This is a genomic window from Flavobacterium zhairuonense, from assembly GCF_004352915.1.
GTDB classification, from domain to species: Bacteria; Bacteroidota; Bacteroidia; order Flavobacteriales; family Flavobacteriaceae; genus Flavobacterium; species Flavobacterium zhairuonense.
Genome location: NZ_SJSY01000075.1, coordinates 312,041 through 325,272, shown reverse-complemented (window position 1 = coordinate 325,272; position 13,232 = coordinate 312,041). Strand labels below are relative to the sequence as shown.

General features: G+C 31.8%; 8 protein-coding genes. All 8 read left to right on the top strand.

All coding sequences use genetic code 11. From position 1 onward, the window contains the following. Positions 1-163 precede the first annotated feature (163 nt). The 8 genes from rpsO (at position 164) to EYY60_RS17965 (ending at position 13,231) form a co-directional block, all read left to right on the top strand. Positions 164-430: a 30S ribosomal protein S15 gene (rpsO, locus tag EYY60_RS18000; RefSeq protein WP_008466503.1), complete on the top strand. Its 267-nt coding sequence runs from the start codon at positions 164-166 to the stop codon at positions 428-430. A 180-nt stretch (positions 431-610) separates the two neighbouring features. Continuing rightward, a complete protein-coding gene (locus EYY60_RS17995; protein ID WP_132990681.1) occupies positions 611-2,746 on the top strand; it encodes a polyribonucleotide nucleotidyltransferase in 2,136 nt (711 codons plus the stop codon). A 259-nt stretch (positions 2,747-3,005) separates the two neighbouring features. After that, the gene (locus tag EYY60_RS17990) at positions 3,006-3,809 is read left to right on the top strand and encodes a hypothetical protein (protein ID WP_132990680.1); all 804 of its coding nucleotides are present in this window, start codon (positions 3,006-3,008) and stop codon (positions 3,807-3,809) included. A gap of 19 nt (positions 3,810-3,828) precedes the next feature. Next, positions 3,829-6,591, top strand: coding sequence for a TonB-dependent receptor (locus EYY60_RS17985; RefSeq protein ID WP_132990679.1), 2,763 nt, complete (start codon positions 3,829-3,831; stop codon positions 6,589-6,591). An 18-nt stretch (positions 6,592-6,609) separates the two neighbouring features. Next, on the top strand, positions 6,610-7,782 hold the full coding sequence (locus EYY60_RS17980) for a DUF4249 domain-containing protein (RefSeq protein ID WP_132990678.1): 1,173 nt from the start codon (positions 6,610-6,612) through the stop codon (positions 7,780-7,782). 71 nt (positions 7,783-7,853) lie between these two features. Next, a complete protein-coding gene (locus EYY60_RS17975; protein ID WP_132990677.1) occupies positions 7,854-9,458 on the top strand; it encodes a hypothetical protein in 1,605 nt (534 codons plus the stop codon). Between the two features lie 234 nt (positions 9,459-9,692). Continuing rightward, entirely contained in the window at positions 9,693-10,466 is a 774-nt protein-coding gene (locus EYY60_RS17970) for a hypothetical protein (protein WP_132990676.1), read from the top strand. Between the two features lie 2 nt (positions 10,467-10,468). After that, positions 10,469-13,231: a TonB-dependent receptor gene (locus EYY60_RS17965; protein ID WP_132990675.1), complete on the top strand. Its 2,763-nt coding sequence runs from the start codon at positions 10,469-10,471 to the stop codon at positions 13,229-13,231. Position 13,232: the final 1 nt, after the last annotated feature.

Sequence of the window (13,232 nt, the reverse complement as noted above, 5' to 3'; positions counted from 1 at the left end):
TTTCTAAAAAAACAACTGTCTAAATCATTAAAACAGAATTTTCTACACCTCTATTTTAAGATTCTTTTATTTTTGTTTGATTCTTTTGTTTTTTTAATCTAATTTTGCACCCGTCTTACAAAAGTTGTATTGACATACATAAAAATCATTAAATAATATTGGAATGTATTTAACTAAAGAAAAGAAAGAAGAGATTTTCGCACAACACGGTGGTGCAACAAACACTGGAAGCGCAGAAGGTCAAATTGCATTGTTCACTTACAGAATTTCTCACTTAACTGAACACTTGAAAAAAAATCGTCACGATTACAACACTGAGCGTTCTCTTGTACTATTAGTAGGTAAAAGAAGAGCTTTGTTGGATTACTTGAAAAAGAAAGATATCAACAGATATCGTGAGATCATTAAAGTATTGAATATCAGAAAATAATCAATATAGAAAAGAGGTGCGAAAGTGCCTCTTTTTGTTTTTACATTACTGCTGTTTATAATAAGCATATTACAAGAAAAAAAGTTTGGTTTTTCATTGGGTTTTAGATAACAACAACTACACACAACAACAACTACAACACAACTAAAACCCATTGTATAATCAAAAAGGAAAAAATTTATGATTCCACAATTATTTGTAGAAAAGATCGATTTAGGTGATGGAAGAAGCATCACAATCGAGACAGGACGTTTAGCTAAACAAGCTGATGGTTCTGTAGTAGTTAGAATGGGCGACACTATGATTCTTGCAACAGCAGTTTCAGCTCGCACATCAAACCCTGGTGTTGATTTTTTACCGTTAACGGTAGATTACCGCGAAAAATTCGCAGCAGCAGGTCGTTTCCCAGGAGGTTTCTTTAAAAGAGAAGCTCGTCCTAGCGACAGCGAAGTATTAACAATGAGATTAGTTGACCGTGTATTGCGTCCGCTTTTCCCAGACGATTACCATGCTGAAACACAAGTTATGATTCAATTAATGTCTCATGACGAAGAAGTTATGCCAGATGCATTAGCTGGTTTAGCAGCATCAGCAGCATTAGCAGTTTCAGACATTCCATTTTACAACTTGATTTCTGAAGTACGTGTAGCGCGTATCGACGGAAAATTAGTAATCAACCCAAGCAGAGAAGAATTAGAAAAATCAGACATCGACATGATGATTGGTGCTTCTATGGATTCTGTAGCGATGGTTGAAGGTGAGATGAAAGAAATCTCAGAAGCTGAAATGATCGAAGCTATTAAATTTGCTCACGAAGCTATCAAAGTTCAAATTCAAGCGCAATACCGTTTACAAGAAGCTTTTGGTAAAAAAGAAATTCGTACTTACGAAGGTGAGAAAGAAAACGAAGAAATTTACAAAAAAGTGAAAGCTGCAGCATACGATAAAATCTATGCTATCGCAAAAGTTGGTTCAGCTAAACACGAAAGAGGCGCTGCATTTGCTGAAGTAAAAGAAGAAGTAAAAGCTTTATTTACTGAGGAAGAACTAGCTGCTGATGGAGATTTAGTTTCTAAGTATTTCTACAAAACAAACAAAGAAGCTGTTCGTAACGTTGTTTTAGAATTAGGCGTTCGTTTAGATGGTAGAAAAACTACAGATATCAGACCAATCTGGTGTGAAACGGATTACTTGCCAAGAGTTCACGGTTCATCTTTATTTACACGTGGAGAAACTCAAGCTTTGGCCACAGTAACTTTAGGAACTTCTAGAGAAGCTAATCAAATCGACTCGCCTAGCGAGCAAGGTGAAGAGAAATTCTACTTACACTATAACTTCCCTCCTTTCTCAACTGGTGAAGCAAAACCATTAAGAGGAACTTCAAGAAGAGAAGTTGGTCACGGTAACTTAGCTCAAAGAGCTTTAAAAAATATGATCCCTGCAGATTGTCCTTATACAATTCGTGTTGTTTCTGAGGTTTTAGAATCTAATGGTTCTTCTTCTATGGCAACTGTTTGTGCTGGAACAATGGCTCTTATGGATGCTGGAGTTCAAATGGTAAAACCAGTTTCTGGTATTGCCATGGGATTAATTACTGACGGTGAGAAATTTGCTGTATTGTCTGACATCTTAGGTGACGAAGATCACTTAGGAGATATGGACTTTAAAGTAACTGGAACTGCTGACGGTATTACGGCTTGCCAAATGGACATCAAAATCGAAGGATTACGTTATGACATTATGGAACAAGCATTATCTCAAGCTCGCGACGGACGTTTGCACATTTTAGGAAAATTAACTGAAACTATCGCAACTCCAAGAGCAGATGTTAAAGCTCATGCACCAAAAATCATTACTAGAACTATTCCTGGAAACTTTATTGGAGCGTTAATTGGACCTGGAGGAAAAGTAATTCAAGAATTACAAAAAGCTACTGGAACTACTATCGTAATCAATGAAGTTGATGAACAAGGAGTTGTTGAAATCTTAGGAACTGATCCAGAAGGCATCAAAACTGTATTGGCTAAAATTGACGCTTTAACTTTCAAACCTCAAATGGGAGAAGCTTACGAAGTTAAAGTAATCAAAATGCTAGATTTTGGAGCTGTAGTTGAATATACTGCGGCACCAGGAAACGAAGTATTGCTTCACGTATCTGAACTAGCTTGGGAGCGTACAGAAAATGTAGCTGACGTAGTTAAAATGGGAGATGTTTTCCAAGTGAAATACCTAGGAATTGACCCTAAAACTAAAAAAGAAAAAGTGTCTAAAAAAGCGCTTGTTCCAAGACCTCCACGTGAGGAGAAAAAAGAGTAATCAGATCTTAGTTTACTAAAGGTTTATTCATAGGAAACCCCAATTCATTTAGTTGAATTGGGGTTTTTCGTTTTTATATGACTTCCCAACCTTAAATCAAACGCTTAAAACACTAGCCTACAACATTTTTGAGAAACGCATTATAGGCTAAATAATGTTGTTGGTTTAAAAATCAATGCTGTTGGTTTAATTTATTTTAAACCAAAATGTTATTAACATAGTTTTATATAGAAAACAGCTACACAAAACTAAAATCTTAATGAGAAAAGGTATTGCAAGGTCAAAAATTAAAACAATCTTATTCATTATTGCCTCTTTTAAATTCAAACTATATTGTAAAAACCTATCATTGAAAATCACAAATTACTCAACAATAATTATCATTCTACTATTCCTTTCAAGCAGCAGTTTTTCTCAAACTAATGAAAAAAAAGAAGTCTCCAATTATTTTGACAAAATAGTTGGCCAAGAGATTTTAAACATCAATAATGGCAAAATTTACATTGATCTTTATAATTTAAAAACCACCCACAATTATTATTCACACAAAAACTTTGTTAAAGGAACGGTTTTTTATGACAATCAGCTTTATGAAAATATCCCGATAAAGTATGATATATACACAGATCAACTTGTTAAATCATTCGAAAACAACGACACATTCGGTATAACTCTCATAAATGAAAAAACAGATTATTTTTTAATTGAAGACAAGAGATTTGTCAATATTGACAGTAAATATAAATTCCCAAAAATCATCACTGGTTTTTTTGAAGAAAAATATTTAGGCAAAAACATCTCCTTATATATCAAACATTTTAAAACTGCCAAAGAAATCATTATAGAATCTAGTTTGTACACAGAGTTCAAAGAGTACAGTGATTATCAACTTCTTTATAATTCAACATTTACAGCTGTAAATACCCAAAAAGAAATCCTCACAGCATTTCCTCAACTAAAAAAAGAAATAAAGAATTATTACAAAAAAAATAAAATTCTGGAAGAGACAAATCCATACCAGTTCAAAGCAGATTTGATACAATTTATTGACAACAATTTATAAGCTCTATTCCAAAATCTAAATGAAAAATCACTTTATCTTCTATTTATTTTTCTTAATACCAATCGTTCTTTTTTCACAAGAAAAAAACATTTCTATACAATATTCGAATGCAACTCGAAAAAAAGCCATTGAACTAATCGAGAAAAATACTTCTTTTCATTTCTATTTTGATGACAAATGGCTATCTGATACTGAACTTATTTCAGCGGAATTTAATAATACCTCTATTTCTGTAATTTTAGATGCAATTTTCAATAACACCACTATAAATTACATTATTGACGGAAACAATATTATTTTAAGCAATGGTCTTTTAATATCAAACTCTATAACGGAGGATTATTTTAAAAATGCTGATAACATAAACGTCAATAAAACTCCAAATTCACAAATTGTCCCCATTTACAATAAGCAATATCTAAATGATTCTAAGAAAGATTCAGATTCCATTATTTCCCTCGGAAAACAATCGTTAATAAATGCATCTCAATCTTATACCCTCTCTGGTTACATTAGAGATAGAATTTCAGGAAAACCTGAATATAATATTATTGTTAAAGTAAAGGATAAGGATATAAGTACAACAAGTGATGAGAATGGTTATTATAGTTTTAGAGTTCCGGCCGGCATCAACATAATTGAAACACAATCGATTAAACATGAGTCAAAAATTAAAAAGATTGTACTTTATAGCAATGGAAAAGTCGATTTTAATTTAGACGAAAATGTAAATGCACTTAAAGAGGTTGTCATCGAAAATAAGAGAACAAAAAATACAACCTCAGCAGTTGCAGGTCTCACCACTATTAATATCGAAAACATCAAAAATGTGCCTTTAATTTTAGGTGAAAGAGATATTTTTAAAGTTGCAACAACGCTTCCTGGAATAAAAACAGCAGGAGAAGGCTCTGCGGGGTTCAATGTTCGCGGAGGAAAAGACGACCAAAACTTGTTTTTACTGGATAATGCTTCTTTATACAATCCATCTCACTTTTTGGGTTTCTTTTCTTCTGTAAATCCTTTTACAACAAAATCAGCCGATATATACAAAGGAAGCATTCCTGCAGAGTTTGGAGGACGTCTTTCTTCTGTTTTTGATATTAAATCTAAAAATGGAAACACCGAAAAAGTTTCTGGCGAAGCTGGAATTGGCCCAGTAATGAGTAATGTTACACTTGAAATTCCGATAGTAAAAGGAAAATCAAGCTTGATGTTTGGCGGTAGAGGAAGTTATTCTGACTGGATTTTGAAGACCATCAAAGATCCTGAACTCGACAATAGCCAAGCCTCTTTTTATGATTTGCTTTTGAAGTACAACCATAAAATCACCAAAAAAGATGATCTAGAAACCTCTCTATATTATAGTCATGACAAATACAGCATCAATTCCGACTCTATTTACAAATACAGCAATTTATTAGCAACAGTAAAATGGGATCATGATTTCAATGCTAAAAATAAATCTTCATTAATTGTTACGAATAGCCAATATAAATTCAACATCGATTACGATTCTCAACCTGAAAAATCATTCGATTATGGTTATAAAATCAATGAAACTCAGCTTGTTTTTAAAATGAAGTACATTCTGAATGAAAAGCATTTATTTAACTACGGCATCAGCAGTAAAATTTACAATGTTAATCCTGGTTTTCTAGAGCCTACAAACGGTGATTCTCAAATTAAAAACAAAACTTTGGAAAAGGAAAAAGCTTTAGAGTCGGCTTTATTTTTTACCGAAAACTATAAGGTTAATGATAAACTTTTAATCAATTTAGGTTTGCGTTATTCTTTTTATTCAGCACTTGGTCCTTCAACGCAAAACATTTATCAAGACAATCTTCCTAAATCTGAAAGAACTGTTATTGATACTAAAACTTATTCAAATAATGAATCTATAAAAACGTATGGAGGTTTTGAACCTAGAATTTCCGCTCGTTATTTTATACTTCCCGATTTATCTATAAAAGCAAGTTTTGACAGAACGTATCAATACATGCATTTACTGTCAACAAATACGACTCAATCTCCAATGGATGTTTGGAAACTTTCGGATTTAAATACTGAACCACAATCTTCAAATCAATTTTCGTTAGGACTTTTCAAAAATATAATTGAAAAATCATTAGAATTGAGTATTGAAGGTTATTATAAGCGATCTAAAAACATTCTGGATTATAAAGTTGGTGCCGAATTATTTTTGAATGAAAACATCGAAACAGAACTTCTTCAAGGAGAAGGAAAAGCATACGGAATTGAATTTTTGGTCAAAAAAGAAAAAGGAAATTTCAATGGCTGGTTGAGCTATACCTATTCCAGAGCTTTAATAAAATTGGATAGCAAATTTGATTCTGAAAAAATAAATAACGGAAATTACTTTCCTACGAATTATGACAAACCGCATGATTTTAGCGCTATCTTAAATTATAAATTCACAAAGAGATACAGTTTATCAACTAATTTTGTTTATCAAACCGGCAGACCTGTTACTTTTCCAATTGGGTCTTATGATTTTGCCGGAGAGGATTTTACTTTATACAGCAATCGTAATCAATATCGAATTCCAGATTATTACAGATTGGATATCGGTCTTAATTTTGAAGGAAATCACAAAATAAAAAAGCTCGCTCATAGTTTCTGGAATCTTTCAGTTTATAATGTTCTAGGAAGAAACAATCCATATAACGTTTATTTTGTTACTGAAGATAGAAAAATCAAAGCTTATAAAACATCAATTTTTTCTGTTCCAATTCCGACAATAACGTACAACATTAAATTTTAATTCATTTATCCTATCAATATGAATTTATCAATAATCAAAAAAACGACTTTGGCTCTTTTTGCGTGTGTTATTTTATCGGGCTGTACAGAGCAATATGTTTTTCAAAACCAAGATTTTGAAGATGCAATTACTGTTGAAGCCACAATAACAAACGAATTAAAACATCAGGAAATAAACATTTCAAGAACAAGATTTCTTAACGATACAGTAAAAAAAACCGAATCAGGAGCCATTGTTACTGTTGCTGACAGCGATGGCAATGTATTTCATTTTGATGAAAAAGACGGAAAATATATTTCTGCAAATGAATTTAAAGCCGAACCAAATAAGAGCTATCAATTAAAAATCACATCTAAATCCGGAAAATCATACATTTCTTCGCCAGAAGTTTTAACAACCCAAAACACTATTGATCTAGAAACAGCAATCGCAGAAAAAGATGGCGTTAGAGGTATTCAGATAAACGTTAAAAGTTTTGATCCTTCAAATACTTCCAAATATTATCGTTACGAGTATGAAGAAACCTATAAAATAATAACCCCATATGCGGTAGACGAACGTATTAAATTAATACAACAAAATGGCCAATACACCTATCAAAAAATTCCTGTCGACACAAACATCAAAGTTTGTTACACCACCAAGCATTCTACAGGAATAAGACAAACCAATACGGTCAATTTAACTGAAGATCGTGTAAAATATCCTGTCCGTTTCATTAATGACACCGATTATATGTTAACAAATCGCTACAGTATTTTGGTTTCACAATTTACGCAAAGCCAATCTGCCTATGATTATTATTATAAATCCAAAAAAATGATCGACTCAGGAGAATTGCTATCTCCAAATCAGCCTGGATATGTAGTGGGAAACATCAAATCGACATCAGATATTCGGGAAAAAGTTGTCGGTTTTTTTGAAGTTGCTTCTGTCTCTAAAAAAAGAACTTTTTTTAGTTTCAAAGATTTTTTTCCTTCAGAAAAGCCAACTGAATATTTCAAAACTTGCGATGCCAGACTCTTTGGCTTTGATGAAATAGAAAAAAATAATTATGAGATACTTAAAACATATGAATATCTTGGAAATGGCCCCGGATTAACGTCTTCAGGATTCTACATGGTTGAAAAGGCATGTGGCGATTGTACATCATTTTCTTCTAACGTAATACCTTCATTTTGGGAAAATTAAATATCAAATTAGTTTTTTTACTACTAATAGTAAATTTCACTTATAAAGGCAACGCTCAAAATAATTCAAATTTGGGCACAGAATCACTATTAGTTAAAACCAATACTACTGTAGTCTTGACTGGTGAAACATTATATTATCAATTATACTGTTTAAACAAAACGACTATATTTTCTGATATTAGTGAGGTTGCCTATTTAGAGGTAATTAACGATCGTAAAGAATGTGTATCTAAAACTAAAATTAGTTTAAAAAACGGAATTGGATCTGGAGATTATTTTATCCCAACAACATTATCAACGGGAAATTACAAACTTATTGCCTACACGAACTGGATGTTAAACAACAGTCAGAACAGCTTTTTCGAAAAAGACTTTACCATCATAAATCCATTTGAAGAACATATCAATATGGTTATTGACAGCACTTCCAAAAAACTTGACGTTTATGAAAACAAAGTAAAAAATGCATCTGAGAACATTGTTTTAAACCTTGACAAAGAAAAATACTCAAAAAGAGAAAAAGCTACACTTATACTGCCAAAAACATTGGACAGAGGGAATTACTTTTTAAATATCCGAAAAATAGATTTTATTCCTGCATACTCGAATAATGAAATTGTCACTACTAATGTAAATTTAAAAGAAGATATAACAGTACTGCCTGAAACAAGAGGCGAAATTATAACTGGCTATGTGAAACCGAAAATTGCAAACTCTAATATAAACTCTAAAACAGTTACACTATCCATTCCAGGAAAAAATTTCATCTTCAAAACGACCCAAACAAACAGCAACGGAAAATTTATTTTTTTGATAGACAAACAAACTAGTGTATCAGAATGTTATGTGCAATTGTCAGAAACTGACAGAGAGAATTATAGTATTGAAATAGACAAAACGCCAAGTCCAGATTTATCAAATTTAATTTTCTCCAACAAGACATCAATTTCTAGCAAAAACTTAAAAGCGATTCAAGAGCGAGCATTGGCTTCCCAAGTAGAAAACGTGTATTTTTCGCAAAAAAAAGACAGCCTTATTGAAGCCATCAATACAGATTTCTTTTTTCAGCCTACTGATAAAAAATACAATCTAGATGATTTTGAAAGATTTAGAACTTTTAAAGAAACAATAATAGAAATTGTTACCGAACTTAATTTTAAAGATTACAATCAAGTTCCTTCACTATATTTAAAAGACACCAGATATAATACAACACAATCGCCTGAACCGTGTTTAGTTTTGGTTGATGGACTGCAAATTCAGAATATAAATGCCTTGCTTAATTACAATGCTTTTCAAATTGAAAGCATTAGCGTTGTTGACAGACCTTATTGCTACGGTCCTAAAATATTCAACGGAATTGTTAGTATCGCGACAAAGAATAAAGATTTTGCGACTATTTATTCTGATAAAAATATTTTAAAAACGACAATATTAAGACCCGAACCTGGAAAAGTGTATTTTGAACCAAAATACGAAACTGCTAATATACTTAGCCGAGTTCCTGATTACAGACATCAATTGCTTTGGAAACCTAATATGACTCTTAATAGTAACGAAATAACGATCCCATTTTATGCCTCTGATATTGCTGGAGATTATGAAATCATCTTGGAAGGACTTACTGAAACAGGGAATTATGTCCATTTTTATAAAACATTCAAAATTGAATAAGCCTATAAAAATTTCTTAATAAAGCCCCAATTCATTCAATTGCATTGGGGCTTTTCATTTCTTTTCAATTTGAAAAACTAATTTTGTTTTTTTTTGATTTGTTTCAAAAAAACCGAATTTGCTTAAACAAAAAATAGAAAAAATATTACATTTTAACAGACTCAAGTGTCATTTGTAACTTTTTTTTTATACTTTTGAAATTAACCGAAACAAATTCAAAAATCCACCAATCCTTTGAAAAATTACCAAAAAAAGAATATCTTATTCATAATATTTGGATTATTCTTAAATATTTCCTTGACCTATAGCCAAAACAACAGCACTAATGCATCTATTGAAAATCTGTTTGACAAAACTATTGGAAATGAAAACCTGGCTATATATAACGGTCCTCGTTATGTAAATCAATACAGATCTTTAGACAATACACACTGTTATTTTTTATCTGGCAATTATATTTCTGGAATTCTTGACTATCAAAACCAGACATATAATAATGTCGATTTAAAATACGACATTCACAATGATATTTTAGTTTTAAAACCAATTGGAAAATTTGACTACCTAGGCATTAATACGATAAAACAAAATATTATCAGTTTTAAAATTTACGACAAGAAATTCATTAATATAAATTACAATAATCCTTCATGTCCTGATTTTATGAATGGATATTATCAGGAAATCCTTTTTTCTGAAGCAATTGCACTTTATATCAAACACCATAAAAACAGATCAACTGTAATCGACCACAGATCAATTGCAGATGGAATTACAAATTCTACTACGGATTCATTTTCAGAAAAAAACGAGTTTGTATTAAAATACAAAAACACTTTTTATCAAATAGCGTCAAAGAATGACCTCATCAAAATTTTCCCCGAATACAAAAACAAAATAAAAAATTATTACAGCAATAATTATCGGCTAGAAGAATCAGATAACAAAGTTTTTATTGAAAATCTAATTAAAGAAATCAGCAATTTACGCGCCACTGAATCGAATTAAAAATGAGAAAAACTATACTTACCATCTTTTTATTAGCTTTTTGCACATTAATATTCGGTCAGGAAAAAAGCAATAAAATCTCCATTGAATTCAAGAATGCTGATTTAAAGACAGCTTTAGAAAACATTGAAAAAGCAACAAATTATAAATTTTATTTTGATGAGAATTGGCTTAAAAGCGAGCCTATTTTAATCAACAAAACGTACAACAATGTTTCTATTGAAGATTTATTGCGTGATCTTTTTGAAAAAACAACTTTAAATTATTTCATAAGCAATAATGTCATAATCTTGACCAAAAGCAGTACAATTCACACTTCACTGCCTGATGATTATTTTGAGAAAACCACACCACAATCTGATAAGCCATCAGCAAAACCTATATTTCATCAGCAATATGATACCATAACGCGAAATCGAAACGTTTCGGGAATTGTATATATGGGCAAAGAAAAAAAGGGAGCAGAACTAAAATCGTACACACTTTCTGGTTCTGTAAAAAATGGCAAGACAAAAAATATTCTTTCTAATGCAACCGTAAGAGTTCGCGGAAAAAACAGTAGTACTGTTACAGATAATGATGGAAATTACAAAATCACTGTTCCATACGGCCTTAATTATATTGATATAGAGCTGGTCAATCATAAAAAAACCACCGAAACCGTAATGATGTACGATGATGGAAAACTTGATATATTTCTCGATGAAAGTTTTAACGAATTAGACGAAGTCGTGGTCAAGACCAGTGCAAACAAAAATGTAAAAGATGTTATAGCTGGAGTTTCAACAATTGATGTTGAAAAGATAAAAAACATTCCGTTGGTCCTGGGCGAAAGAGATATTTTTAGAGTCGCAACTACTTTGCCGGGAATCAAAACAACTGGAGAAGGTTCGGCGGGATTTAATGTGAGAGGAGGAAAAGATGATCAAAATCTTATTCTTTTGGACAATGCCGTTCTTTATAACACTTCACATTTCTTAGGCTTTTTCTCTGCCGTAAATCCTTATACAACAAGCAAAGTTGATATTTACAAAGGAAGCATTCCGGCAAGATTTGGGGGCAGATTGTCTTCTGTTTTTGATATTGCTTCTAAAAACGGCAATCCCGAAAAATTTTCAGGCGAAGGCGGAATAGGATCAGTTACAAGCAATCTTGCTATTGGAGCTCCAATTATAAAAAACAAAGCTAGTGTTTTGGTTGGATTCAGAACTACGTATTCGGACTGGATTTTAAAAAAACTAGACAATGAGGATTTAAAAAACAGTCAAGCAGCCTTTTTTGACGGCATTATAAAATACAACCACAAAATAAATCCTAAAAACAATATTGAATCAACATTATACTACAGCAAGGACCGTTTTAGTATTTCTTCTGATTCTGTTTATAAATACAGCAATGCATTAGTTTCATTAAAATGGAATCATGCATTCAGTGAAAAAACCAAAGTCGATTTCATCTTGACCAATAGTAATTACAAATTCAATATTGACTTTGACAACGGGACTCCCGATTCATTTAATTATGGATACAAATTAAATGACACTCAATTTACTGCAAATGCAAATTATTCTCTGAATTCTAAGCACGCTTTTAATTACGGAATTTCGAGCAAACTTTATAATGTTGACCCCGGTTATCTTAATCCGAAAAGTCCTCAATCGACAATTATTCCTGTTCAAATTGAGAGTGAAAAAGCATTAGAATCTGCAGTATATTTTTCGGACAACTACAATATAAGCGAGAAAATTTTAGTGAGTCTTGGGCTTCGTTATTCTACTTATTCGGCATTGGGAGAATCAACACAACGTGTTTATCAGCCAAATGCTCCAGTGAATGACAATACCGTAATTGGCACAAATTATTATAAAAAAAACGAAGTCATCAAAACCTATGGCGGATTTGAGCCAAGAATCGCCCTACGTTATTTGTTCAATGATGATTTCTCTGTAAAAGCGAGCTTCGACAAAACGTATCAGTACATTCATTTACTAACAAACAACACAACGCAATCTCCTACAGATGCATGGAAATTATCTGATTTGAATATTGAGCCACAAGAAGCAAGACAATATTCTTTAGGATTTTATAAAAACCTGAAAGATGACGAATTAGAATTAAGTGTCGAAGGATACTTTAAAAAATCAAAGAATCTTTTAGATTATAAAGTCGGTTCTGACTTAATGCTGAATGAAAACACAGAAACTCAACTTCTGCAAGGTGAAGGAAAAGCTTATGGAATTGAATTTTTAGTGAAAAAAAATATTGGAAAACTTAATGGTTGGCTTGGATATACTTATGCGCGAACTTTTATTAGAGTAAATACTGAATTTATTGATGAAAAAGTAAATAATGGCCATTATTTTCCAACAAATTTTGACAAACCACATGAAGTGAGTGCTGTTCTGAACTATAAATTCACTAAAAGATACAGCCTTTCAAGCAATTTTATTTATCAGTCTGGAAGACCTATCACCTTTCCTATTGGATCTTATATTTATAATGATATGCAGTACACTATTTACAGTGATCGCAATAAATATAGAATACCAGATTATTATCGATTAGATATTGGTTTTAATATAGAAGGAAATCATAAAATCAAAAAACTGACTCACAGTTTCTGGAATATTTCGGTGTACAATGTTTTAGGGCGCAACAATCCTTATTCGATATTTTTCGTAACTACAGACGGACAAATAAAAGCCTATAAAACTTCGATATTTTCTGTACCGATTCCGACTATAACTTATAATATCAAATTTTAAG